This is a genomic window from Microbacterium sp. AC145, from assembly GCF_979258505.1.
This window is the reverse complement of the sequence record NZ_OZ409859.1, coordinates 1560453-1584704: the sequence shown is the minus strand read 5'-3', so window position 1 is coordinate 1584704 and position 24252 is coordinate 1560453. Positions and strand designations below refer to the sequence as shown.

Annotated in this window: 21 protein-coding genes and 1 tRNA gene; 19 read left to right on the top strand and 3 right to left on the bottom strand. The window is 67.1% G+C overall.

Annotated elements, in window-relative coordinates; genetic code table 11:
* Positions 1-185: 185 nt before the first annotated feature.
* From ACZZZN_RS07815 to ilvC, 7 genes are read left to right on the top strand one after another with little or no spacing between them, the layout of a single operon-like run.
* On the top strand, positions 186-1472 hold the full coding sequence (locus tag ACZZZN_RS07815; RefSeq protein WP_463504597.1) for an MFS transporter: 1287 nt from the start codon (positions 186-188) through the stop codon (positions 1470-1472).
* Between the two features lie 31 nt (positions 1473-1503).
* Positions 1504-2913 (top strand): alpha,alpha-trehalose-phosphate synthase (UDP-forming), encoded by a 1410-nt coding sequence (locus ACZZZN_RS07810; protein ID WP_463504596.1) that lies wholly within the window; start codon positions 1504-1506, stop codon positions 2911-2913.
* A 50-nt stretch (positions 2914-2963) separates the two neighbouring features.
* Complete coding sequence (gene otsB / locus ACZZZN_RS07805) at positions 2964-3761, top strand: trehalose-phosphatase (RefSeq protein WP_463504595.1); 798 nt, start codon at positions 2964-2966, stop codon at positions 3759-3761.
* Positions 3762-3770: 9 nt separating this feature from the next.
* On the top strand, positions 3771-5489 hold the full coding sequence (gene ilvD, locus ACZZZN_RS07800) for a dihydroxy-acid dehydratase (RefSeq protein ID WP_463504594.1): 1719 nt from the start codon (positions 3771-3773) through the stop codon (positions 5487-5489).
* A 60-nt stretch (positions 5490-5549) separates the two neighbouring features.
* Positions 5550-7352: an acetolactate synthase large subunit gene (locus ACZZZN_RS07795; RefSeq protein ID WP_463504593.1), complete on the top strand. Its 1803-nt coding sequence runs from the start codon at positions 5550-5552 to the stop codon at positions 7350-7352.
* A gap of 2 nt (positions 7353-7354) precedes the next feature.
* The gene (ilvN, locus tag ACZZZN_RS07790; protein ID WP_056278631.1) at positions 7355-7864 is read left to right on the top strand and encodes an acetolactate synthase small subunit; all 510 of its coding nucleotides are present in this window, start codon (positions 7355-7357) and stop codon (positions 7862-7864) included.
* A 27-nt stretch (positions 7865-7891) separates the two neighbouring features.
* Complete coding sequence (gene ilvC, locus ACZZZN_RS07785; protein ID WP_463506566.1) at positions 7892-8941, top strand: ketol-acid reductoisomerase; 1050 nt, start codon at positions 7892-7894, stop codon at positions 8939-8941.
* A 66-nt stretch (positions 8942-9007) separates the two neighbouring features.
* Here the strand turns inward: ilvC and ACZZZN_RS07780 are convergent, their stop codons facing one another.
* A complete protein-coding gene (locus ACZZZN_RS07780; RefSeq protein ID WP_463506565.1) occupies positions 9008-10006 on the bottom strand; it encodes a hypothetical protein in 999 nt (332 codons plus the stop codon).
* 29 nt (positions 10007-10035) lie between these two features.
* Between ACZZZN_RS07780 and ACZZZN_RS07775 the strand changes: the two genes are divergently transcribed.
* The 3 genes from ACZZZN_RS07775 to serA all read left to right on the top strand — a co-directional run bounded on the left by ACZZZN_RS07775 (position 10036) and on the right by serA (position 12641).
* Positions 10036-10572 carry a hypothetical protein gene (locus ACZZZN_RS07775; protein ID WP_463504592.1) on the top strand — a complete coding sequence of 179 codons (537 nt, stop codon included), beginning with the start codon at positions 10036-10038 and terminating at the stop codon, positions 10570-10572.
* Positions 10569-10922 carry a hypothetical protein gene (locus ACZZZN_RS07770; RefSeq protein ID WP_463504591.1) on the top strand — a complete coding sequence of 118 codons (354 nt, stop codon included), beginning with the start codon at positions 10569-10571 and terminating at the stop codon, positions 10920-10922. The genes ACZZZN_RS07775 and ACZZZN_RS07770 overlap by 4 nt, the downstream gene beginning before the upstream one ends.
* 114 nt (positions 10923-11036) lie before the next feature.
* Positions 11037-12641, top strand: a complete 1605-nt coding sequence (serA, locus tag ACZZZN_RS07765; RefSeq protein ID WP_463504590.1) for a phosphoglycerate dehydrogenase — start codon at positions 11037-11039, stop codon at positions 12639-12641.
* A gap of 79 nt (positions 12642-12720) precedes the next feature.
* Here the strand turns inward: serA and ACZZZN_RS07760 are convergent, their stop codons facing one another.
* Positions 12721-13266, bottom strand: a complete 546-nt coding sequence (locus ACZZZN_RS07760) for a TetR/AcrR family transcriptional regulator (RefSeq protein ID WP_463504589.1) — start codon at positions 13264-13266, stop codon at positions 12721-12723.
* 111 nt (positions 13267-13377) lie between these two features.
* Between ACZZZN_RS07760 and ACZZZN_RS07755 the strand changes: the two genes are divergently transcribed.
* From ACZZZN_RS07755 to ACZZZN_RS07735, 5 genes are all read left to right on the top strand, one after another.
* The gene (locus ACZZZN_RS07755; RefSeq protein ID WP_463504588.1) at positions 13378-14913 is read left to right on the top strand and encodes an MFS transporter; all 1536 of its coding nucleotides are present in this window, start codon (positions 13378-13380) and stop codon (positions 14911-14913) included.
* 75 nt (positions 14914-14988) lie between these two features.
* Positions 14989-16032, top strand: a complete 1044-nt coding sequence (locus tag ACZZZN_RS07750) for a 3-isopropylmalate dehydrogenase (protein WP_463504587.1) — start codon at positions 14989-14991, stop codon at positions 16030-16032.
* Between the two features lie 60 nt (positions 16033-16092).
* Positions 16093-17193 carry a branched-chain amino acid aminotransferase gene (locus ACZZZN_RS07745; protein WP_463504586.1) on the top strand — a complete coding sequence of 367 codons (1101 nt, stop codon included), beginning with the start codon at positions 16093-16095 and terminating at the stop codon, positions 17191-17193.
* Positions 17194-17279: 86 nt separating this feature from the next.
* On the top strand, positions 17280-18056 hold the full coding sequence (locus ACZZZN_RS07740; protein ID WP_463504585.1) for a fumarylacetoacetate hydrolase family protein: 777 nt from the start codon (positions 17280-17282) through the stop codon (positions 18054-18056).
* Positions 18053-19312: an MFS transporter gene (locus ACZZZN_RS07735; RefSeq protein ID WP_463504584.1), complete on the top strand. Its 1260-nt coding sequence runs from the start codon at positions 18053-18055 to the stop codon at positions 19310-19312. Before ACZZZN_RS07740 ends, ACZZZN_RS07735 begins: the two co-directional genes overlap by 4 nt.
* Before the next feature lie 63 nt (positions 19313-19375).
* On the opposite strand, the gene ACZZZN_RS07730 is transcribed toward ACZZZN_RS07735, so the two are convergent.
* Positions 19376-20620: an acyl-CoA dehydrogenase family protein gene (locus ACZZZN_RS07730; protein WP_463504583.1), complete on the bottom strand. Its 1245-nt coding sequence runs from the start codon at positions 20618-20620 to the stop codon at positions 19376-19378.
* A 188-nt stretch (positions 20621-20808) separates the two neighbouring features.
* On the opposite strand from ACZZZN_RS07730, the gene gltX reads away from it, so the two are divergent.
* The 4 genes from gltX (at position 20809) to ACZZZN_RS07710 (ending at position 24248) form a co-directional block, all read left to right on the top strand.
* A complete protein-coding gene (gene gltX / locus ACZZZN_RS07725) occupies positions 20809-22314 on the top strand; it encodes a glutamate--tRNA ligase (RefSeq protein ID WP_463504582.1) in 1506 nt (501 codons plus the stop codon).
* Positions 22315-22487: 173 nt separating this feature from the next.
* Positions 22488-22559, top strand: a tRNA-Gln gene (locus tag ACZZZN_RS07720).
* Positions 22560-22649: 90 nt separating this feature from the next.
* Positions 22650-23138, top strand: a complete 489-nt coding sequence (locus ACZZZN_RS07715; protein ID WP_463504581.1) for a DUF2087 domain-containing protein — start codon at positions 22650-22652, stop codon at positions 23136-23138.
* Between the two features lie 150 nt (positions 23139-23288).
* Positions 23289-24248, top strand: a complete 960-nt coding sequence (locus ACZZZN_RS07710) for a DNA topoisomerase IB (protein ID WP_463504580.1) — start codon at positions 23289-23291, stop codon at positions 24246-24248.
* Positions 24249-24252: the final 4 nt, after the last annotated feature.

Here is a 24252-nt window from a genome sequence, read left to right as displayed (position 1 = left end):
AGCCTTGACAGCGGATGCGCGGTCTGCCACGCACTGAAGCCGGCGCCCAGCACGCTCGCAGAGGACTGCGATACCCTTGTCGGGTCGCGGTTCGTCCGCGTCCGCAACCCGTGTATCTACCGGCCGTCGGCTCTCCGACGGACAGCGGCGGCACCCGACCCCGCGTCTCCGGGCGCGCGAGAGCCATGACACACGCATCATCACAGGAGCGATCCGACATCCGCACGCAGGCGACGGATGCGCCCAGTCTTCTCCGCATCGCCGGCCTGCCCTATTTCCTCATCGCATTCGTCGCGCGACTGCCCTTCGCCATGATGGTGGTCGGCGTGCTCACCGTCGTCGTCTCGGCGCGCGGTTCACTGTCTCTCGGTGGGCTGACCTCCGCGGCCGTGGGGCTGGGCACCGCCTGCTTCGGACCACTGCTCGGCGCCGCCGCCGATCGCTTCGGTCAGCGGACCGTCCTGTTGATCCTGGCGATCGCCAACGGGGCGATGCTCGTCCTGTTCACGGTCGTCGTGTACGCGGGAGCCGCCGACGCTCTGGTGTTACTCTCCGCGTTCGGCATCGGCGCAACGGCCCCGCAGGTCGCACCCATGTCGCGGTCGAGGCTGGTCACGATGATCGCCGACCGGATGCCCGAGACGGTGCGAACCCGCACCACCTCGGGGACGATGGCCTACGAATCCGCCGCGGACGAGACGGTGTTCGTCTTCGGTCCCTTCATCGTGGGCGTCCTCGCGTCGGCCCTCGCTCCCTGGGCACCGCTCGTCGGAGCCGCCGTGCTCACCGTGATCTTCGTCGGGGCGTTCGCGCTCCATCCCAGCGCGCGCGTCGTGTCCGCTCACCGAGACAGCGACGGCCGCGCACCGTCGGCCGTGTCGGAGCTGTTCAGCCCGCGCCTGCTGATCGTCGTGATCGGAATCCTGGGCGTCGGGATGTTCTTCGGCACCATGCTCACCTCGCTGACGTCGTTCATGGCCGACCGTGGTGCCCCCGAGCAGGCGGGTCTCCTCTACGGCGTCATGGGCGTCGGGTCGGCGATCCTCGCGCTCGGTGTCGCCTGGCTGCCCGCGCGATTCTCACTGCGTGGCCGCTGGCTGGTGTTCTCCGGCATCCTGCTCGCCGGCAGTCTGCTGCTGCTCTTCGTGGACACTCCCGCGATGATGATGCTCGCGCTCGCGATCATGGGAATCGGCATCGGCCCGACACTGGTCACTCAATACAGCTTCGGAGCCGCCCGCAGCCCGCTCGGTCGTTCGGCCACCGTCATGACCATGCTGGGGTCGGGGATCGTGGTCGGCCAGTCGCTCGGCGCCGCGGTCGCGGGAGAGCTCGCCGAGAATGCAGGAACCGGAAGCGCGCTGCTCCTTCCGATCATCGCCGCCGGGATAGCCTTCGCGGCAGGGCTTGTCAACTGGCGGCTGAGTGCGACCACACCTCGCGTACGCTCGGAAAGAGCCTCGGTAGCCTGAGGTTCATCCCCACTGCCTCGTCAGGAGCCCCATGCCAGCCGCAGATTTCGTCGTCGTCGCCAATCGACTCCCCGTCGACCGGGTGGTGGGCCCCGACGGTGGGGATGAATGGCGGACGTCTCCCGGCGGTCTGGTCGCTGCGCTCGAGCCGATGATGCGGAGCGCTCACGGTGCGTGGGTCGGTTGGCCCGGACAACCGGATGTCGAGCTCGAGCCGTTCGAGATCAACGGGATCGACCTGGTACCGGTCCCGCTCAGCACCGAAGAGGTCGCCGACTATTACGAGGGCTTCGCGAACGACACCATCTGGCCCCTCTACCACGACGTCATCGCGCCGCCGCAGTACCACCGCGAGTGGTGGGATGCATACGTCAGGGTGAATCGTCGCTTCGCGGAGGCGGCCGCGGCCGTGGCCGCTCCGAACGGCACCGTGTGGATCCACGATTATCAACTGCAGCTGGTGCCGCAGATGATCAGGGAGATCCGGTCCGACGTCACCATCGGCTACTTCCACCACATCCCGTTCCCCGCTCATGGCCTCTATGCCCAGCTCCCGTGGCGTGATCAGGTGCTCACGGGTCTCCTCGGCGCCGACGTCATCGGATTCCAGCGCGCGCAGGACGCCACGTACTTCCTCACGGCCGTCCGCCGCCGCCTGCGTTACGAGGTCAAGGGGTCCGCGGTCGCGATCCCGACGGAGGACGGCGGGTCGCGCACGGCGATCGCCAGGGCGTTCCCGATCTCGATCGACACGACCCCGTACCTCGAACTCGCCGCGCGCCCCGATGTGCAGGCACGTGCCGCAGAGATCAGGGAGAGCCTCGGCAACCCCAAGAAGATCCTCCTCGGCGTCGACCGGCTCGACTACACGAAGGGCATCCGCCACCGCATCAAGGCGTACGGCGAGCTGCTCGAAGACGGCCTGTTGAGCGTCGAAGACGTGACGTTCGTGCAGGTGGCGAGCCCCAGCCGTGAACGCGTCGACGCGTACGTGCACCTGCGCGATGAGATCGAGCTCGCAGTCGGGCGCATCAACGGCGACCACGACACGATGGGGCACACCGCCATCCGCTACCTCCACCAGGGGTATCCGCGCGAGGAGATGGTGGCGCTGTACCTCGCCGCCGACGTCATGCTCGTGACGGCGCTTCGTGACGGCATGAACCTCGTGGCCAAGGAGTACGTGGCGACGCGCGCCGACAACCGCGGCGTACTCGTGCTGAGCGAGTTCACCGGCGCGGCGGACGAGCTGCGCCAGGCCGTGCGGGTCAACCCGCACGACATCGCAGGTCTGAAGGATGCGATCATGACGGCTGTCGCGATGACCCCCGCGGAGCAGGGCAAGCGGATGCGCTCGCTGCGTCGCCGCGTGCTCGAGAACGACGTCGACGCCTGGTCCTCGTCGTTCCTCCGTGCGCTGGCCGACATCCGTCAGCGCTGAACCTCGCGCATTGCGATGCCGAAGATGAACCCGTCTCGAATGGAGCACCCGTGACCCGCACCTGGACCCCTGGATCGACCGACGCCGCGCTGAGCGCCATCGCAGCCACGCCCCGACTCGTCGTTGCGCTCGACTTCGACGGAACCGCCTCCCCGCTCGTCCCGGATCCGATGGCCGCTCGGGCGCTGCCCGAAGTGGCGGCGCAGGTCGCACGCCTCTCCGAGCTCCCGGGCACCGTCGTCGCCTATGTCTCAGGCCGCAGCATGCACGACCTGCGCGTGATCACCGAGCACACCGACGACTCGCTGATCGCTCTCGCCGGTTCGCACGGTGCGCAGTACTGGTACCCCGGCAGTGGCGACGCAGACGCCACGGGGCCCGAGACGGGCGAAGGCGAGCGCGAAGCCCTGTGGGCCGCTGCCCGGCCGATCATCGACCGCTACGACGGTGCGGAGTTCGAGCCGAAGACCTTCGGCATGGGCGTGCACACCCGCACGGCCACGCGCGAGGTCGAGAAGGAGGTCTTCGCCGAGATCGACGCTCTCGTGGCCGAACGCTTCCCGCATTGGCGCCGACGTGCAGGGCACCGCGTTCTCGAGTTCTCGTCGAGGAACGAGGGCAAGGACGCCGCGATGGCTGCGCTCCGCGAGCATTTCGACGCGACCGGCATCCTGTTCGCGGGCGACGACGTCACGGATGAGGACGCGATGCGAGTGCTCACCGACGGCGATCTCGGCGTGCGCGTGGGCCCGGGGGAGAGCGCCGCCGTGCTCCGTGTGGAGAATCCACAAGAGATGGCTCAGCTTCTGGAGGCCCTCGCGGACGAGCGCACCTCTCAGCGGGAATAGACTTCCGTCATGTCCTCGCATGATCCCTCCACCAGCGCGCCCATCGACATCAAGCCCCGCAGCCGCGTCGTCACCGACGGCATCGAGGCGACGACCTCCCGAGGCATGCTCCGTGCCGTCGGCATGGGCGACGCCGACTGGGACAAGCCCCAGATCGGCATCGCTTCCAGCTGGAACGAGATCACCCCCTGCAACCTGAGCCTCGACAGGCTCGCGCAGGGCGCCAAGGAGGGCGTGCACTCCGGCGGCGGCTACCCGCTGCAGTTCGGCACGATCTCAGTCTCGGACGGCATCTCGATGGGCCACGAGGGAATGCACTTCTCGCTGGTGTCGCGCGAGGTCATCGCCGACTCCGTCGAGACGGTCATGATGGCCGAGCGCCTCGACGGCTCCGTACTGCTCGCCGGATGCGACAAGTCGATCCCCGGCATGCTCATGGCCAGCGCGCGACTCGACCTGTCGAGCGTGTTCCTCTACGCCGGCTCCATCGCTCCGGGCTGGGTGAAGCTCTCGGACGGCACCGAGAAGGACGTCACGATCATCGACTCGTTCGAAGCCGTCGGCGCGTGCCGTGCCGGGCTCATGAGCGAAGAGGACCTCAAGCGCATCGAGTGCGCGATCGCCCCGGGTGAAGGCGCCTGCGGTGGCATGTACACCGCCAACACGATGGCATCGGTCGCCGAGGCCCTGGGCCTGAGCCTTCCGGGATCGGCTGCGCCGCCCGCGGCGGACCGCCGCCGCGACTACTTCGCGCACCGCTCCGGCGAGGCCGTGGTCAACCTGCTCCGTCAGGGCATCACGACACGCGACATCCTCACCAAGGAGGCGTTCGAGAACGCGATCGCGCTCGCGATGGCTCTGGGCGGTTCGACGAACGTCGTGCTGCACCTCCTCGCCATCGCTCGCGAGGCCGAGGTCGAGCTGAGCCTGCACGACTTCAACCGCATCGGCGACAAGGTTCCGCACGTCGCGGACATGAAGCCCTTCGGCAAGTACGTCATGAACGACGTCGATCGACACGGCGGCATCCCGGTCATCATGAAAGCGATGCTCGATGAGGGCCTGCTGCACGGAGACGCTCTCACCGTCACGGGCAAGACGCTCGCCGAGAACCTCGCGGACCTCGATCCTCAGCCGATCGACGGCGAAGTCATCCACACCTTCGACAACCCGATCCACGCGACCGGCGGCCTGACGATCCTGCACGGGTCGCTGGCTCCCGAGGGCGCCGTCGTCAAGACCGCCGGCTTCGACGCTGCGGTCTTCGAGGGCCCGGCGCGCGTGTTCGAGCGCGAGCGCGCGGCGATGGATGCCGTCGCCAACGGCGAGATCGAGGCCGGCACCGTCATCGTGATCCGCTACGAAGGGCCCAAGGGCGGTCCGGGCATGCGCGAGATGCTGGCGATCACCGCGGCCATCAAGGGCGCTGGGCTCGGAAAAGATGTACTACTCTTGACTGACGGACGATTCTCAGGCGGCACAACCGGCCTGTGCATCGGCCACATAGCACCCGAAGCGGTGGACGCAGGTCCTATCGCCTTCGTGCGCGATGGTGATCTGATACGGGTCGATATCGCAGCTCGCTCTCTCGACCTACTCGTCGACGAGGCGGAGCTCGCCTCCCGCCGCTCTGGCTGGGAGCCGCTACCCCCGCGCTATACCCGTGGCGTTCTTGCCAAGTACTCGCGTCTCGTGCGGTCCGCCGCCGAGGGCGCGACGACCGGCTGATCCGCGTCGGCTCCGGCTTCCCGCCTCCGACGTCGCCAACAGACCACCAGAAGGAGTGTCATGACTGCTGACACCGTCTCGGCTGTGCCGAGGCCGCCCGCACCCAAGTCCGCCGCGCCGGAGATCTCCGGAGCCGAGGCCGTGGTCCGCACGCTCGAGCTCCTCGGCGTCAAGGACGTCTTCGGCCTCCCCGGCGGCGCGATCCTGCCCGTCTACGACCCGCTCATGGACGCTTCCGAGCTCCGGCACATCCTGGTGCGCCACGAGCAGGGAGCCGGCCACGCGGCCGAGGGGTACGCCTCCTCGTCCGGCAAGGTCGGCGTGTGCATCGCGACCTCGGGTCCTGGTGCCACCAACCTCGTGACGGCCATCGCGGATGCCTACATGGATTCGGTGCCGCTGCTGGCGATCACCGGCCAGGTGTTCTCGACGCTCATGGGAACGGATGCGTTCCAGGAGGCCGACATCGTCGGCATCACGATGCCGGTGACGAAGCACTCCTTCCTCGTGAAGGACGCTTCCGAGATCCCCGGCGCCCTGGCCGCTGCCTACGAGATCGCGTCGACCGGTCGCCCCGGCCCCGTGCTCGTTGACATCACCAAGGATGCTCAGCAGGCCATGGCCCCGTTCGTCTGGCCCGCGAAGTTCGATCTCCCGGGCTACCGTCCGGTGACCAAGGCCCATGGCAAGCAGATCCAGGCTGCGGCCGCGTTGCTGGCAGAGGCCAAGAAGCCGGTGCTGTACGTCGGTGGCGGAGTGATCCGCGGTCGCGCATCGGCAGAGCTGCTCACCCTGGCCGAGACGACCAACGCGCCCGTCGTGACGACTCTCATGGCGCGCGGCGCCTTCCCGGACTCGCACCAGCAGCATCTCGGCATGCCGGGCATGCACGGCACCGTTCCGGCGGTGTTGGCACTGCAGGAAGCCGACCTGATCGTGTCGCTCGGCGCGCGGTTCGACGACCGCGTGACCGGCAAGGCCGCTCTCTTCGCTCCGAACGCCAAGGTCGTGCACGTCGACATCGACCCCGCAGAGATCTCGAAGATCCGCATGGCCGACGTGCCGATCGTGGGCGACGTCCGCGATGTGCTCGTCGACCTGGAGTCCGCCTTCCGCACGGCGACGACCACGACCACACCCGACACCGAGGAATGGTGGTCGTACCTCGACGGACTCCGCAACGAGTTCCCTCTGGGCTTCGCGCCGACGACCGACGGTCTGCTCGCGCCGCAGTACGTGATCCAGCGGATCGGCGAGCTCACCGGCCCGGAGGGCATCTACGCCGCAGGCGTCGGACAGCACCAGATGTGGGCCGCGCAGTTCATCAAGTACGAGCGTCCCAACGCCTGGCTGAACTCCGGGGGAGCGGGAACCATGGGCTACTCCGTGCCCGCCGCCATGGGAGCGAAGGTCGCGGAGCCCGACCGCGTCGTGTGGGCGATCGACGGCGACGGCTGCTTCCAGATGACGAATCAGGAGCTCGCCACCTGCACGATCAACAACATCCCGATCAAGGTCGCGATCATCAACAACTCGTCGCTCGGCATGGTGCGCCAGTGGCAGACGCTGTTCTATGACGGACGCCACTCGAACACCGACCTCAACACGGGGCACGGAACCGTGCGCATCCCCGACTTCGTGAAGCTGGCGGAGGCCTACGGCTGCCTCGCCATCCGCGTGGAGAAGGAAGAGGAGGTGGATGCCGCGATCAAGCTCGCTCTCGAGACGAACGATCGCCCCGTGGTCATCGACTTCGTCGTCAGCGCGGACTCCATGGTCTGGCCGATGGTTCCCCAGGGCGTGAGCAACAGCTACGTCCAGTACGCCCGCGAGCACGCGCCCGCATTCGACGAGGAGGACTGACCATGTCGACTCACGTGCTGAGCCTCCTCGTGGAGAACACCCCGGGGCTGCTGACCCGAGTCGCAGGGCTCTTCGCCCGTCGCGGCTTCAACATCGACTCCCTCGCGGTGGGAGTGACCGAGGTGCCGGGGATCTCCCGCATCACCGTGGTCGTCGATCTCGAGGATCTTCCTCTCGAGCAGGTGACGAAGCAGCTCAACAAGCTGATCAACGTCATCAAGATCGTCGAGCTCGACTTCCCGACCTCGGTGCAGCGCGAGCACATGCTCGTCAAGGTGCGCACCGACAACGCGACTCGCTCGAATGTCATCGAGGTCGCGAACCTGTTCCGCGCCTCGGTCGTCGACTACGCGTCCGACGCACTCGTGATCGAGGTCACCGGTGACCGGGGCAAGGTCGACGCCATGCTGCGCGCCCTCGAGCCCTTCGGCATCAAGGAGATCGCGCAGTCCGGTCTCCTCGCCATCGGTCGCGGCGGCAAGAGCATCACCGAGCGCGTATTGCGCGGCTGAACACATACATCACACACGTACACGAACATCAATCAAGGAGAGAAACCAGTGAGCACCGAGATCTTCCACGACGCAGACGCCGATCTGTCGATCATCCAGGGCAAGAAGGTCGCGATCGTCGGCTACGGATCGCAGGGTCACGCGCACGCGCAGAACCTTCGCGACTCGGGTGTCGAGGTCGCGATCGCCCTCAAGGAGGGCTCGAAGTCCGCGCCGAAGGCGGAAGAGGCCGGATTCGCGGTCAAGACCGTCGCCGAGGCGACGAAGTGGGCGGATCTCATCATGATCCTCGCGCCGGACCAGCACCAGCGCGGCATCTACAGCGAATCGATCGCCCCGAACCTGTCCGAGGGCAAGACTCTCGCGTTCGCCCACGGCTTCAACATCCGTTTCGGCTACATCGACGCGCCTGAGGGCGTCGACGTCATCCTCGTCGCTCCGAAGGCACCGGGTCACACCGTGCGTCGTGAGTTCGTCGCGGGTCGTGGCATCCCGGACATCATCGCCGTCGAGCGCGACGCCTCCGGCCACGCGTGGGACACCGCGCTCTCGTATGCGAAGGCCATCGGCGGCACCCGCGCCGGCGTCATCAAGACCACGTTCACCGAAGAGACCGAAACCGACCTCTTCGGCGAGCAGGCAGTGCTCTGCGGTGGCGTCAGCCACCTCGTGCAGGCCGGATTCGAGACGCTGACCGAGGCGGGATACCAGCCGCAGATCGCGTACTTCGAGGTTCTCCACGAGCTGAAGCTCATCGTCGACCTCATGTGGGAGGGCGGCATCGCCAAGCAGCGCTGGTCGATCTCCGACACGGCCGAGTACGGCGACTACGTCTCGGGCCCCCGCGTCGTCACGCCCGAGGTCAAGGAGTCGATGAAGGCGGTCCTCGCCGACATCCAGAGCGGCGCCTTCGCGAAGCGCTTCATCGACGACCAGGACAACGGAGCCGAGGAGTTCCTGGCGCTGCGCGCGAAGGAGGAGACGCACCCGATCGAGGAGACCGGCAAGGAACTGCGGTCGCTCTTCGCCTGGAAGCAGCAGGATGACGACTACGTCGACGGCAGCGCTGCGCGCTGACACTCAGCCGACATGAGGAAGGGCCCGGTGCGGATCGCACCGGGCCCTTCGTGTGTCATCCGCCGATCACTCGGACGGAGCAGCGTCCTCGACCTCGATCGGTGCGTCAGCGGGGTCCGCCCAGACCGGCGCCGGAAGCAGCGTGTCGACCTGCCCTGCCTGAATCTCGCGCAGGGCGGACTCGATGTCTTCCGCGTTCTCAGGGACCGCCAGGCCGCAGGTCCGCAGCTCGGATGCGAACTTCAGCGTGAGGCGGCTCTTGCCTGCCTCGACGGCCTCGGCTGTGGTGCCTGTGCGCTTCTCGCTGCCGGTCTGGATGTCGGACACCTCGTCGCACACGTGATAAACCGCTCCGCCATCGACCCAGACGACCTCGTCCTTGCCGAGCAGCTGGATCACGGTCGACTGGTCGGCGGTGTACTGCTCGACCGAAGGCGGCGTGAAGTCGACTCCGATCACCGTGGCGAGGACTGCGAGGGCGATTCCGACGATGCCGGCAGTCGTCTTCTGGCCCTTGTCCATGTCCTTGTTCAGGAAGATCAGGATGATCAGGGGGAGGAACGCCACGATCGCGATGATCGCGCCGAGCTGGTTCTGCACGAAGAAGCGCACCGTCTCGGACTTCCGAGCGGGATCCAGTCGGTTCGCCTTCTTCCACAGGATCGAACCCGTGATCGCGAGTGCGGCGATGACGACGAGCAGCACGAGCAGTGTGATGAAGGCCCATTGTGGGAACTGCGCCGTGACACCCTGCTCCTCGAGCAACCCGGTGTCAGGATCACGCACGAGAGTGCCGTCTTCTCCGACGTACACCCGCTGACGAAGCAGCCAGAAGATGCCGACAGCCTCAGCGGCGATCGCGACGGCCCACAGCGCGGCGGCGATCCAGCGGAAGGTCGTGGCCTTCGTCTTCGCCGCAGCGGTCGGCTTCCATCCCGCGGCGGGTTCGCCGCCGGAGCCGTCCGTCGGGCTCTGCTCGACGACCTCGTTCTGCTCAGCCTTGTTCTTCTCAGCCACGGTGATCCCTCCCGCCGGGGCCTCGGCGGCCCAGATGCCACCGAGCATAGTGGACACGGTGTCCTACGCTGGGAGACATGACTTCCGATTCCGACGACGCCCTGAGCTGGGACGGAGACGAGAGCGATGCTCCGCCGAAGCCCGCGTCGGGGGAGCGCTCTCCGACGCCGGCCGAGGCGACGAGATCTCCGCAGACGGCTGCACAGTCGTCGGCCGATGGGCAAGCCGCCGCAGACCTTCCTGACGGCTGGAACGCTGTAGGAAGAGGAAGCGACGCGATGTCGCATGCAGAGGCCCCCGGCGACGACGAACGTCTGCCGCTCGGCACAGGCATGTTGCTGACTCTCGGCATCGTGGGCGGCGTCTACCTCCTCTACAGCGTGGGCTGGGTCATCGGCGGATTGCGTCTCAAGCCGCTCGCCAACCTGATCGTCGCCGACGCGATGTACCTGCCCTGGTTCGTCCTCGCCGTCGCCGCGCCCGCGCTGTGGTTCTTGGCGACGTGGGTGCTGACGAGGGCCAAGGCGGGGTGGATCCGGATCGCGCTCCTGCTGGTCGGTGTCGTTCTGCTCGTGCCGTGGCCTTTCGTGACTGTGGGGGTGATCGGATCATGACCGAGATGAAGACAGAGGCTACGTCGCACTCCGGTTCTCCACGCTGGCTCAGCGCAGCGGTGCTCGGGCTTGCGGGCCTCTTCTACGCCTACGCGATCTGGAACGCGGTGGCGCACCTGATCTCGATGGCCCAGAACGGACTGACGGGTGTCGGGTGGGTGACATTGGTCTTCGGGGTCATCTTCCCGGCGATCGTGTTCGTGTTCGCTTATGCGATCGGCAGACGGCGGAACGCCGGTGAACTCGGGCTCGTGCTGCTGGCAGGCCTCGGGATCGTGGCGGTTTTCTGGCTGAGCCTCATCGGGTACAGCATCCTCAACATGTCGGATCTGGTCACGGTCGCGTCCTGATCCCGAGCGTCACACGGCACGGAGCAGCGGAGTCGCTCGGGTACAGTTGAAGTGATCGCGCCCCCACGGTGTGCGGCGCATCGGCCCCCTGTCGCGCTGCCCCGAAGGATCCCTGTGCCGAAGCCCGTCGTGCTCCTCGCCGAAGTTCTCTCTCCCGCCACGATCGAGGCTCTGGGCCCCGATTTCGACGTCCGCAACGTCGACGGCACCGATCGTGCAGCGCTTTTCGCGTCGCTCGCGGACGCTGACGCGGTGCTCATCCGGTCTGCGACCCAGATCGATGAAGAGGCATTGGCTCACGCGCCGAAGCTGAAGGTCGTCGCCCGTGCGGGCGTCGGACTCGACAACGTCGACATCAAGGCCGCCACGACGGCCGGCGTCATGGTCGTGAACGCGCCGACGTCGAACATCGTCTCGGCCGCGGAGCTCACTGTCGGACACATCCTCAGCCTCGCTCGCCGCATCCCGGCCGCACACGCGTCGCTCGCCGCGGGCCAGTGGAAGCGCAGCTCGTTCACGGGCGCGGAGCTCTTCGAGAAGACCGTCGGCATCATCGGTCTCGGCCGTATCGGCGCACTCGTCGCCGCGCGCCTCGCGGCATTCGACATGCGCGTCGTCGCCTACGACCCCTACGTCACCTCGGCTCGCGCACAGCAGCTCGGTGTTCAGCTGCTGTCCCTCGACGAGCTGGTCGCCGAATCCGACTTCCTGACGATCCACATGCCGAAGACGCCCGAGACCACCGGAATGATCGGTGCCGAGCAGTTCAAGGCCATGAAGCCGACGGCGTTCGTCGTCAACGTCGCTCGTGGTGGACTCATCGACGAGGAGGCTCTTCACGCAGCCCTCGTCGCCGGCGAGATCGCCGGTGCAGGGCTCGATGTCTTCACCTCTGAGCCCCCGGCCGAGGGTGGCACGGCTCGTCCGCTGCTCGACCTTCCGAACGTCGTCGTCACCCCGCACCTCGGAGCCAGCACCGAGGAGGCGCAGGAGAAGGCCGGAGTATCGGTCGCCCGATCCGTGCGTCTCGCTCTCGGTGGCGACCTCGTGCCGGATGCTGTCAATGTCGCGGGTGGCATCATCGACCCGTACGTGCGCCCCGGCATCTCGCTCGTCGAGAAGCTCGGCCAGATCTTCGCCGCGCTCTCGACGTCGCCCCTCACGAGCCTCGACGTCGAGGTGCATGGCGAGTTGAACGCCTACGACGTCAGCGTTCTCAAGCTCGCAGCGCTCAAGGGCGTCTTCACGAACATCGTCAGTGAGACGGTGTCGTATGTGAATGCTCCGCTGCTCGCCGAGCAGCGCGGTATCGCCGTTCGTCTGCTCAAGGACGACGTCAGCGACGAGTACCGCAACGTCATCACGCTGAGCGGAGCGCTCTCCGACGGGTCGCAGCTCTCGGTGTCGGGCACGCTCACCGGCCCGAAGCAGACCGAGAAGCTGGTCGCCATCAACGACCATGCCCTCGAGCTCCCGATCGAGAAGCACCACGTCGTGATGCTCTACACCGACCGCCCCGGAATCGTCGCCGTCTACGGTCAGAAGTTCGGCGAGGCCGGGGTCAACATCGCAGGCATGCAGATCTCTCGCCTCGGTGCCGGCGATCAGGCGCTCAGCGTCGTGACCCTTGATTCTCCGGTGTCGGATGAGCTGCTCGATGAGGTGAGCGCCGCGATCGACGCAGATCTCTTCCGTCAGATCGAGATCACCGAGGTCTGATCGGGCGAACCGATCTCATGAGAGCGGGAGGGGCAGCTGTACGGCTGCCCCTCCCGCTCTCTCGTTCGTGAGGGCCGTGTCAGGGCGCTGTCGCGCGCAGTACGAGAGCGATGAGATCTGAGAGCTCATCGCTTCGTGGCACGAGGCGTTCGGGACCATGCACATCGAGTGAGTTGTTGAAGTAGAGGCCGTCGCTCAGCAGCATCACGAGATCGAGGCTCGCGGCATCGCGCACGTGGGGTCGGATCGTGTCCTCCCAGCGGTCCCTGTTGCGACGCAGCGCGTCGGCGGCGGCTGTCGAGCCACCCTGCGCGAGGCGGGTCGCGGCGATCAGAGCGCGGTCCAGGGCGTCATCCTCCATGACGGACGTGCGCACGTAATACGCCACCGGCCCCTCGTCAGCCGTCGTCATTCGCTCGAGATCGACTGTCGTGAGTGCATCCAGACGTTCGATCAGCCCCGCGGCCAGGTCTTCCTTGGAGCCGAAATGGTAGAGCAGCCCGCCCTTCGAGACGCCGGCGGCCTTGGCTGTCGCGTCGAGGGTGGCTGCACGCTCACCGTCTTCGATGACGATCGCTTCGAAGGCGTCGAGAACGCGTTCTCGGGCCAGGGGAGGTCGGGGCATCGGGGTCCTCTGTTCGTCTTGCATCACAGTAGCGCGGCAGTGTGACGATTCTGTTACTATACCATCTGGACGGTTTAGTAACGATGCCGTCGTGATCCTGAGAGGTGTTCCATGACCCGTACTGCGTCGATCCCGACGACAGAGACGGATGCTCCCCGCGTCGGAGCCCGAGGCTGGGCGGCGCTCGTCGTCCTCATGCTGCCAGTGCTCCTGGTGTCGGTGGACAACACGGTGCTGAGCTTCGCGCTCCCCGAGATATCCATCGCGCTCGCGCCCACCGGCGCCGAGCAGCTGTGGATCATCGACGTCTACCCGCTGGTGCTGGCCGGACTCCTCGTGACGATGGGAACCCTCGGCGATCGCTTCGGACGTCGGCGGATGCTGCTGATCGGGGCGACCGGCTTCGCCGCGGTGTCGGCCCTCGCGGCCTTCGCCCCGACCGCCGGCCTGCTGATCGCTGCCCGCGCCCTCCTCGGCTTCTTCGGTGCGATGCTGATGCCGTCGACCCTGTCGCTCCTGCGTTCGATCTTCCAGAACCGCGACCAGCGTCGCCTCGCGATCGCCGTGTGGGCGTCAGCATTCTCCGCCGGATCCGCCCTCGGCCCGATCGTGGGCGGTTTCCTGCTCGAGCACTTCGACTGGGGCTCGGTGTTCCTGATCGCCGTCCCCGTGCTCATCCCGCTGCTCATCGCCGCGCCGCTGCTCGTTCCCGAGAGCCGCGACCCGAACCCCGGTCGCATCGACATCGTGAGCATCGTGCTGTCGATGGCCGCGATGATCCCTGTGGTCTACGCCATCAAGTCTCTCGCTGTCGATGGCCCGAGCCTCACGGCCGGCGGCTGGGCGCTGCTCGGCATCGTGATGGGCTACCTGTTCGTGCGTCGCCAGCTGCATGCCGAGGTGCCGATGCTCGACATGGCGCTGTTCCGCCGCGGTTCCTTCTCCGGTGCGATCCTGGTGAACCTGCTGAGCGTCGTCGCGCTCGTCGGCTTCCTCTACTTCGTCTCGCAGCATCTGCAGCTGGTTCTCGGCCTGTCGCCGATGGCAGCCGGAGCCGCACTCGTGCCCGGAATGCTCGCGATGATCGTGGCCGGACTCTCGGTCGTCCCGATCTCGCGTCGGGTTCGCCCGCACGTCCTGGTACCGGCAGGACTCGTGTTCTCCCTCGCCGGATACCTGCTCGTCGCCTTCACGACGTCGGACCACGGTGTCGCGCCGCTGATCATCGCGTTCGTCGTGCTCGGCATCGGGATCGGCGCCGCAGAGACCATCTCGAACGAGCTGATCCTCTCGAGCGCCCCGGCCGAGAAGGCAGGGGCCGCGAGCGCGGTGTCCGAGACGGCCTACGAGCTCGGCGCTGTGCTCGGCACAGCCGTGCTCGGCGGCCTGATCACCGCGTTCTACCGCGGGGCGCTGGTCATCCCGCCGGGCATACCGGCAGATGCGGCGCACGCGGCGAAGGAGACGCTTGCCGGCGCCTACACCGCCGCGCAGGAGTTGCCGGCACAGATCGGCGATGCGCTCTGGGATGCCGCATCCGCGGCCTTCGGCTCGGGTGTCCTGGTGACCTCGCTCATCGGTGCGGGGCTCGTGGTGCTGGCGGGCCTGATCGCCGCCGTCACACTGCGCAAGACCCCCACGCACTGACCAGTACGCTGGGAGAACCGGCCCGCTCGGCATCCGCTCGAGCGTCGGCCGGTTCATCCCGATGCAAGGAGTGTCATGTCGCGTGTCGTGAAGCTGGCGGTCATCCCCGGTGACGGAATCGGCCCCGAGGTCGTCGCCGAAGCCGAGAAGGTGCTCGATGCGGTCACCGCGTCCAGCGATGTGACATTCGACAAGACACGCTTCTCGCTCGGTGCCGCGCGGTACCTCGAGACGGGCGACACCCTCACCGACGACGACCTTCAGGCGATCTCGGAGCACGACGCGATCCTGCTCGGAGCCGTCGGGGGCACGCCCGGCGACCCCCGCCTCAAGGACGCGAACATCGAGCGCGGGCTGCTGCTCAAGCTCCGCTTCACGCTCGACCACTACGTGAACCTGCGGCCGTCGAAGCTCTTCACCGGGGCCGCGGGACCGCTCGCTGACCCGGGAGACATCGATTTCGTCGTCGTCCGAGAGGGCACTGAGGGTCCCTACGTCGGCAACGGCGGTGCGATCCGCAAGGGCACGCCGCACGAAGTCGCGAATGAGACCTCGGTCAACACCGCCTTCGGCGTCGAGCGGGTCGTGCGCTACGCCTTCGACCTCGCCGAGCGGCGCGGCAAGAAGGTCACGCTCGTGCACAAGACCAACGTGCTCGTGCACGCGGGTGCGATCTGGCAGCGCATCGTGAACGAGGTCGCGTCCGAGCACCCCGACGTCACGGTCGACTACCTGCACGTCGATGCGGCGACGATCTTCCTGGTCACCGATCCCTCTCGTTTCGACGTGATCGTGACGGACAACCTGTTCGGCGACATCCTCACCGACCTCGCGGGAGCGGTCACCGGCGGAATCGGGCTCGCCGCCTCGGGCAACATCAACCCCGCGGGTGCGTTCCCGTCGATGTTCGAGCCGGTGCACGGATCGGCGCCCGACATCGCGGGTCAGCAGAAGGCCGACCCCACCGCCGCGATCCTCTCGGTCGCGCTGCTGCTCGACCACCTCGGGCTCACCGAAGAAGCTGCTCGCGTGAGTGCCGCCGTCGAGTCCGACATCGCGTCCGGCACAGGGGCGCGCACCACCGCGGAGGTCGGCTCCGCGATCACCGCTCTGCTCTGAACGACAGGCGTAGGCTGAGACGGCGCGAGGATGCGCGCCGCACGAGGAATGGATGACGAGATGACGACCATCGACGCCGAGACCACCGTGGCTCCGCTGGAGTTCGCGGTGACGAAGAACCTGACCGCAGCGACCCCCGGCCGGGTCGCCGAGGTCCATGAGAACCCTGGGTTCGGTGTCGTCTTCACCGATCACATGGTCGACATCTGCTGGTCGGTCAAGGGCGGCTGGCATCGTCCACGGGTTCAGCCGTACGGTCCGATCCCGCTCGACCCCGCCGCATCCGTGCTCCACTACGCGCAGGAGATCTTCGAGGGCATCAAGGCGTACCGCCATGCCGACGGCTCCATCCACACGTTCCGCCCCGACCGCAACGCCGCACGCCTTCAGGCCAGCGCGCGCCGACTCGCACTGCCCGAGCTGCCGACCGAGTACTTCATCCAGTCGTTGCGCGAGATCATCGCCGTCGACGGGCGCTGGGTGCCGTCCGGCGCCGATCAGAGCCTGTACCTGCGCCCCTTCATGTTCGCGAAGGAGGCCTTCCTCGGGGTCCGCGCAGCCCAGAAGGTCGCCTACTACGTCATCGCGAGCCCGGCGGGCGCATACTTCACCGGGGGAGTGAAGCCCGTGCGCATCTGGCTCTCCGAGGACTACGCCCGTGCGGGCAAGGGCGGCACAGGCAAGGCGAAGACCGGCGGCAACTACGCGTCGAGCCTGCTCGCACAGAGCGAGGCCAGCGCGAAGGGCTGCGACCAGGTCGTGTTCCTCAACGAGCAGCGCAACGTCGAGGAGCTCGGCGGTATGAACGTCGTGTTCGTGTTCAAGGACGGCCGCGTGGTCACCCCCGAGTCCGACAGCATCCTCGAGGGCATCACCCGCGACTCGCTGCTGCAGCTCGCGGAGGACCGCGGTTACACGGTCGAGAAGCGACCGATCTCCATCGGCGAGTGGCGCGAGGGCGTCGCGTCCGGTGACATCGTCGAGGTCTTCGCCTGCGGCACCGCTGCTGTCGTGACCCCGATCGGCGCGCTGGTGGGTGACGGATTCGACGAGCCGCAGCCGCTCGGCGAGCTCGCGCTGTCGCTGCGCGAAGAGCTCACCGACATCCAGTACGGACGCCGCGAGGACAAGCACGGATGGCTGCTGCGCCTCGACGCCTGACCACCTGAACGATCTCCCGAGACCCCGTCGCGCCAACTCTGCGCGACGGGGTCTCGTCGTCCGTGACGCTGGCTAGGCTGGATGCCATGAAGATCGCCCGATTCAGCCATGACGACGCCATCCTCTTCGGGATCGTCGATGACACCGACCTCGTCGTCCTCTCGGGCGATCCGCTCTTCGCCGGATACGAGCCGACGGGCGATCGTGTGCCGATCGCCGACGCGGTTATTCTGGCACCGGTGATCCCGCGCTCGAAGATCGTCTGCGTCGGCAAGAACTACCACGACCACGCCGCCGAGATGGGGGGAGTCGCCCCCGAGGAGCCGCTGCTCTTCCTCAAGCCCAACACCGCCGTCATCGGCCCCGGCGATGCGATCGTGCGTCCGTCGATCTCGGACCAGACCGAATACGAGGGCGAGCTCGCCGTCGTGATCGGCAAGGTGGCCAAGAACGTCACCCGGGCGAACGCTCTGGACCACGTGCTCGGATACACGATCGCCAACGACGTCACCGCTCGCGACCTGCAGCGCAAGGACGGCCAGTGGTCACGTGCGAAGGGCTTCGACACGTTCTGCCCTCTCGGCCCGACCATCAGCACGGATTTCGACCCGTCGACGGCGACCATCCAGACCCGGGTCAACGGAGAGGTCCGACAGCAGGCGCCGCTCACCGACATGATCCACTCCGTCGAGGCGATCATCGAGTACGCATCTGCCGTGTTCACGCTGCTTCCCGGCGACGTCATCCTGACGGGAACTCCCGCCGGCGTCGGTGCCTTCGGTGCGGGGGACACCGTCGAGGTCGAGATCACCGGGCTGGGGATCCTGCGCAACACAGTGCGAGACGCCGTGCGCGCGTCATGACCACCGCCGCGCTGACCGCCGGGCAGCAGGTGGTGGTGCAGCGGCGCACGGTCCTCGTGCTGTCCACGGGCCAGGTGCTCGGCGGCATCGCCTTCGGAGCGACGGTCTCGCTCGGTGCGCTGCTTGCCGCCGACCTCTCGGGCAGCGATGCGCTCTCCGGACTGGCGACGGCGTCCGTCACGCTCGGCGCAGCTCTCTGCGCGATCCCGCTGGCACGGTTGGCCTCAAAAGTCGGTCGTCGTCGTGCGCTCACCCTCGGCAACCTGTTCGCGCTCGTCGGCATCGCGGTGGTGATCCTGGCCGCGTCGCTCCGGGTGTTCCCGCTTCTGCTCGTCGGCATCCTGATGATCGGTGCAGGCAACGCCGGCAACCTGCAATCGCGATTCGCCGCCACCGACCTGGCCGCACCCCGGCATCGCGGTCGCGACCTCTCGATCGTGGTGTGGGCGACGACGATCGGAGGCGTCGCGGGACCCCTGCTGCTGGGGCCCGGCGAGATCGTCGGGGCAGCCATCGGCATGCCGCCGCAGACAGGGTCCTATGCCTTCTCCTTCGTGGCGCAATGTGCGGCTCTCGTTCTCTATCTGATCGCCCTGCGACCGGATCCGCTGCTCTCGGCGCAGCGGCTCGCGACGGCCGCGACGGCCGCCACGGGAAAGATCGTGGCGGACCGCCCGGTGGTGGCTCGATACGCGATCTTCGCGGTCGCAGGCTCGCACGTCGTGATGGCATCCGTCATGGCGATGACTCCCGTGCACCTCGCGCACATGGCGCACGGCAGCCACGGCATGGCCCCGACGCCGGCAGACGTCTCGGCGCTCGTGGGTATCACGATCGCTCTGCACGTCGGCGGCATGTATGCCCTGTCGCCCCTCTTCGGAATCCTCGCCGACCGCTGGGGGCGCCTGCGCGTCGTGCTGCTCGGCCAGGTGCTGCTGGGAGGCGCGCTGGCGTTCGCCGTGTTCGTGAACGACCAGGAATGGGGCGTCATGGTCGCGCTCATCCTGCTGGGACTCGGTTGGAGCGCTGCGACGGTCGCCGGCGCGGCGCTGTTGACCGAATCGAGCGCTCCCGAGCTCCGCACCCGGCGGCAGGGGCGAAGCGATTCGCTGATGAGCCTGTCGGCTGCCGCAGGTGCCGTGCTTGCCGGCGTGATCCTGTCGAACTTCCAGTACGCAGGCCTCGGGATCGCGGCATCCGTGCTGGTGATCGCGATCGTGGCGCTCGCGCCGTTCGGAGTCGCGAAGGCACGGTGATGACGCCGTCGGTGTCGTGTCATCGGGCGTTGGCGGCCGCGATACGACACCGACGGCGCTGGCTCAGGTGTACCAGGTGGGTTCGGGCACGTCGTTGAGGAGCACGTAGCCGCCCACCTCTCGTTTCTTGTAGGCGATCGGGTCATGCAGGCTGTGCGTGCGCAGGTTGCGCCAGAAGATGTCGAGACCGACGGAGTTCGCGGATGCACGGGCCCCCGTGAGCTCGTAGACCTTCGCCGTGGCCTCCAGGCCGTCGTCGACGATCCGCAGCTTGCCCGCCGCGATCCGAACGGCGATCTCACCTCGACGGCGGGCGGTGAGCTCCTCCCGTGGCGCGTGCAGCACACTGCTGATCTCTGCGCCGACGGCATCCAGCAGGGCCTCATCGGCCCAGAGCTTGGATGCGAGCTCGCCATAGCCTTCGAGCAGGTACCACTCGTCTGTGGCGTGCTGCTTGTCGTCGCCTCCGTACGGCCACGGTCGAGTCACCGAGCGCGTGTAGGCGGACGCCGTCTCGATCGCGCCCTGAGCGATTCCGAGGTAGAAGTTGGCGAACACGAGCTGGATCGCAGGCACGTTCAGGGTGTTGTAGGTGAGCGGCTGGAACTCCTTGTCCACGAACCCTGCCGCGGCGGCCCAGGGCACACGCACATCACGGATCTCCACAGAACCGGATTCGGTGAGCCGCTGTCCGAGACTGTCCCAATCGCCGGCGAACACGATGCCTTCCTGCGCTGTGGGGACGATCGCGAAGATATGCGTGTCTGTACCTTCGAGCACTCCTTCCAGCACGGTCAGGTCGGAGACTCGCCCACCGGTGGAGAAGGACTTTCGCCCTGAGAAGACGAGTTCGTCGCCGTCTTCCCTGACCACCAGGTCGGAGTCGCGGGGGTTCACGGCTCCGCCGAAGACGAAGTCGTTCGTCGTGTACAGCTCCTCGACGGCAGCTATCTGATCCTCTGTCGCCACGAGGCGCGCGGCCCACGCCCAGAGATAGTGGTATCCGAGCAGTTGGCCGATCGATCCGTCGCCTCGGGCAACAGCACGGATCACTTTGTACGCGGTGTCCCAGCTCTCGCCGGCGCCGCCGTGGGCGGCAGGACCGAGCAGCGTGACGAGGCCGGAGTCCTTGAGCAGTCGAACTTCGGCGTGAGGCGTCGCATTGGCTCGGTCGCGTTCGACGGCGTCGACGGCGAGGATGTCCGCCACCTCTCGAGCGCGGTCGAGCCAGTCGGCGCTGTTCCTGGGGCGTTCTGCGTCTCGCCACCGATCGTCGAGCGCGGCCGCTGCTGCATCTGTGAGTGTCATGTTCTTCCCTTTCGAGTGGGGTGATGCGTGGTCTGAGGATTGCCGCCACGCTAAGACCCCACCGGCTCGGAGTACAGGTTGTTACCCAGGGCGAGTGACTGTTACCCGCCGTGACCGGATTCCACGCACGGAGACCTCGATCGATCGCCGGTGGGAGGAAGCATGACGGGAACTAGAATCGAAGAGCTATGGCTACTCCTCACCCCCTCACCACGACCGCCGGTGGTGCCGACGTCCGCGTCCGCTTCTGCCCTTCACCGACGGGACTGCCGCACGTCGGCATGGTCCGGACGGCTCTCTTCAACTGGGCCTACGCCCGTCACACGGGCGGGAAGATGGTGTTCCGCATCGAGGACACCGATGCGGCCCGCGACAGCGAAGAGAGCTTCCGCCAGCTCGTCGACGCGCTCACCTGGCTCAAGATCGACTGGGACGAGGGTGTCGAAGTCGGCGGCCCGCACGCACCGTACCGGCAGTCCGAGCGTCACGACATCTACCGTGGCGTGATCGACAAGCTCATCGAGGCGGGGGCCCTCTACGAGAGCTACTCGACGGCTGATGAGATCGACGCCCGCAACGAGGCCGCGGGACGTGCGAAGCAGCTCGGCTACGACAACTTCGACCGTGACCTCACCGATGAGCAGAAGACCGCCTTCCGCGCTGAGGGGCGCCAGCCCGCGCTGCGGCTGCGGGTTCCGGACGAAGACCTCACATACGTCGACCTCATCCGCGGCGAAGTGACCTTCCCGGCAGGTTCCTTCCCCGACTTCGTCGTCGTTCGCCCCAACGGCATTCCGCTGTACACGTTCGTGAACCCGGTCGACGACGCACTGATGGGCATCACCCACGTGCTTCGCGGCGAGGACCTCATGCCCTCGACCGCACGTCAGCTCGCCCTGTACGCCGCGCTGATCGAGGCGGGCGTCACGACCTTCATGCCGCGCTTCGCGCACATGCCGCTCGTGCTGGGGGAGACCGGCAACAAGAAGCTCTCCAAGCGCGACCCGCAGGCGGACCTGTTCCTGCATCGTGATCGCGGCTTCATCCATGAGGGCTTGCTGAACTACCTCGCGCTGCTCGGCTGGTCGATCGGTCCCGACCGTGATGTGTTCTCGCTCGATGAGTTCACCGCCGCGTTCGACATCGTGAACGTGAACCCGAACCCGGCTCGCTTCGACCAGAAGAAGGCCGAGTCGATCAACGGCGATCACATCCGCCGACTCGGTGAGAAGGACTTCGCGGAGCGGACGATCCCGTACCTCGCTGCCGCCGGCCTGTTCGACGAGCCCACGCACGAGCAGCTGGTGATGGCCTTCCGTGTCGCGCCGCTCGTGCAGGAACGCGTACAGCTCCTCGGCGAGGTCCCTGGCATGGTCGGATTCCTCTTCGCCGATGATGTCTCGTATGACGCCGACGCGCTCAAGGGTCTCCCTGCGAACGCGGCCGAGGTGCTCGATGCGTGCGTCGCGGCTCTCGAGCCGGTGTCCGAGTTCGTTCCGGAGAAGATCCAGGATGCTCTCGCTGCAGCTCTGGTCGAGGGTCTCGAGCTGAAGCCGCGCATCGCCTACGGGCCGCCGCGCGTCGCGATCACCGGCAGGCGCATCTCGCCGCCGCTGTTCGAGTCGATGGAGCTGCTGGGCAAGGAGGAGTCGCTGCGACGCCTTCGCGCGCTGTCGGAGTTCCTCGCGAACTGAAAGGTCACGAGGGTGAGGGCATCCGGCGGTGCCCTCACTCTCGTCTCCTGTCGTCCTGGCGCCCTCGGGGAGTCGCCGTTCGGGCGACGCGCCCGGACTGCCCGCCGCGTTTTGGCATTATGGCTGCGGCTCGGGTAGGCTTGACTCTCGGTGCGAGGCTCCGGTTTCGCCCTTGGGGTATGGTGTAATTGGCAACACGGCGGTTTCTGGTTCCGTTGTTCTTGGTTCGAGTCCAGGTACCCCAGCAAGATAAAACCCGCGGATTTCCGCGGGTTTTCTTGTTTTCACCTCACGGAAGAAGTCCGACGATGGACAGTTCGAACACGTGGCGTCCGTTGATCGCGATTCTGGCGAACCCGGAGACCCGTCGTGCCGCCGCGGAGCTGATGCTGGGCGGCACCGTCGAGTCGGTCACCGCGGGTCTGTCGCCGTCGCGGCATCGACGTGTGGCTGAGGCCCTCGTGCGAAGTGGTCTTGTCGACGTCGACACCCAGACAATCGATCCTGAAGTGTTCCGGAGGGTCCTTGACTCGACGGCCCTGCCTCAGAAGCGGGGGATCGATCGTTTCCTGGACGGCACCCGGATCAGGCAATATCCGGCGAATCTGCGGGAACGAGGCGAGCTCCTTGCATGGGTGGCCAGCCGAGTCTTCACGGCTCACGAGATGATGACCGAACGTGAACTGAACGACAGGCTTCTCTCGTACTCCGCGGATGTCGCCGTGCTCCGTCGATACCTTGTGGACTATCAACTCGTCGAGCGCCGCTCCGATGGAAGCGAGTACATGTTGACCGGGAGCGATCCGATCGCCGCGATCGACTGAGGCCGTCACAGCGAAAGCACGTGGGCGAGTGGAGAGCATCGGCATAGCAGGTTCGTCGCGCCTGACGCCATGCCCTTCTCCGAAACGCCACCACCCGGGATGCTCATGCTCGGACGCTCTTCTCGACACGAGCGCCGGAGAGAGACGACGATGGCACTGAGACGAGTGGTACCCGGCGAGGAACCCGGCATCCGCCGCATCCGCTCAGGTGCAGGCTTCCGCTACGTCGACGCCGCAGAGCAGCCGGTCGGCGAGGCCGATCGTGAGCGCATCCACGATCTCGTCATCCCGCCCGCGTGGAAGCAGGTGTGGATCGCGGCCGATCCGCTCGCGCACATCCAGGCGGTGGGCACGGATGATGCGGGGCGTCGGCAGTATCTCTACCACCCGCTCTGGCGTGCGGGACGCGATCAGCGCAAGTTCGCGAGAGCGCTGCGGCTCGCCGCGGCGCTGCCCTCGGCGAGAGCACAGGTCACTCGGGCCATCACTCAGGACGGTCTGACGCGCGAACGCGCCCTCGCCGTCGCGTTCCGGTTGCTCGACGACGCGGCGCTGCGAATCGGCTCCGAGCGGTACCTCGTCAAGAACGGGAGTCGTGGACTCAGCACACTGCGTCGGCACGACGTGCGAGTCGAGGGCAGCACCGTGGCGCTGAGCTTCCCGGCCAAGAGCCGTCAACTCGCCTCGATCGAGATCGCGGATGCCGCCCTCGCTGAGGCCCTCTCGGAGTTCGCCGTCGGTTCTCCTCGCGCACCCCTGCTGGCGTACCGCAAGGGTCGGCGCCGAGTGCGGCTGTCTTCGGGCGAGGTGAACGGCTATCTTCGACAGATCACCGGTGCAGCCTTCACGGCGAAGGACTTCCGCACGCTGCACGGAACGATCCTCGCGGCGGATGCTCTGGCTCGCATCGGCCGTCTCGAGACCAAGAATGAACGTCGGCGTGCCGAGCGCCTCGCCGTGCAGGCGACGGCCTCGGGGCTCGGCAACACCCTGGCGGTCGCGCGGGGGAGTTACATCGACCCCCGAGTGTTCCGCCAATACGCCCGCGGTCGCACCCTCGATCTCACGGTGTCGCCCGAGACGGCGATCCGAAAGCTCCTCGGGAAGTGATCGC

Excerpts from the sequence above, each read along its gene's own strand:
- ACZZZN_RS07815 (WP_463504597.1), top strand. The coding sequence starts at position 186 with ATGACACACGCATCATCACAGGAGCGATCCGACATCCGCACGCAGGCG.
- ACZZZN_RS07810 (WP_463504596.1), top strand. The coding sequence starts at position 1,504 with ATGCCAGCCGCAGATTTCGTCGTCGTCGCCAATCGACTCCCCGTCGAC.
- ilvD (WP_463504594.1), top strand. The coding sequence starts at position 3,771 with ATGTCCTCGCATGATCCCTCCACCAGCGCGCCCATCGACATCAAGCCC.
- ACZZZN_RS07795 (WP_463504593.1), top strand. The coding sequence starts at position 5,550 with ATGACTGCTGACACCGTCTCGGCTGTGCCGAGGCCGCCCGCACCCAAG.
- ilvN (WP_056278631.1), top strand. The coding sequence starts at position 7,355 with ATGTCGACTCACGTGCTGAGCCTCCTCGTGGAGAACACCCCGGGGCTG.
- ACZZZN_RS07780 (WP_463506565.1), bottom strand. The coding sequence starts at position 10,006 with ATGCTCGGTGGCATCTGGGCCGCCGAGGCCCCGGCGGGAGGGATCACC.
- ACZZZN_RS07775 (WP_463504592.1), top strand. The coding sequence starts at position 10,036 with ATGACTTCCGATTCCGACGACGCCCTGAGCTGGGACGGAGACGAGAGC.
- ACZZZN_RS07770 (WP_463504591.1), top strand. The coding sequence starts at position 10,569 with ATGACCGAGATGAAGACAGAGGCTACGTCGCACTCCGGTTCTCCACGC.
- ACZZZN_RS07760 (WP_463504589.1), bottom strand. The coding sequence starts at position 13,266 with ATGCCCCGACCTCCCCTGGCCCGAGAACGCGTTCTCGACGCCTTCGAA.
- ACZZZN_RS07755 (WP_463504588.1), top strand. The coding sequence starts at position 13,378 with ATGACCCGTACTGCGTCGATCCCGACGACAGAGACGGATGCTCCCCGC.
- ACZZZN_RS07750 (WP_463504587.1), top strand. The coding sequence starts at position 14,989 with ATGTCGCGTGTCGTGAAGCTGGCGGTCATCCCCGGTGACGGAATCGGC.
- ACZZZN_RS07745 (WP_463504586.1), top strand. The coding sequence starts at position 16,093 with ATGACGACCATCGACGCCGAGACCACCGTGGCTCCGCTGGAGTTCGCG.
- ACZZZN_RS07740 (WP_463504585.1), top strand. The coding sequence starts at position 17,280 with ATGAAGATCGCCCGATTCAGCCATGACGACGCCATCCTCTTCGGGATC.
- ACZZZN_RS07735 (WP_463504584.1), top strand. The coding sequence starts at position 18,053 with ATGACCACCGCCGCGCTGACCGCCGGGCAGCAGGTGGTGGTGCAGCGG.
- ACZZZN_RS07730 (WP_463504583.1), bottom strand. The coding sequence starts at position 20,620 with ATGACACTCACAGATGCAGCAGCGGCCGCGCTCGACGATCGGTGGCGA.
- gltX (WP_463504582.1), top strand. The coding sequence starts at position 20,809 with ATGGCTACTCCTCACCCCCTCACCACGACCGCCGGTGGTGCCGACGTC.
- ACZZZN_RS07710 (WP_463504580.1), top strand. The coding sequence starts at position 23,289 with ATGGCACTGAGACGAGTGGTACCCGGCGAGGAACCCGGCATCCGCCGC.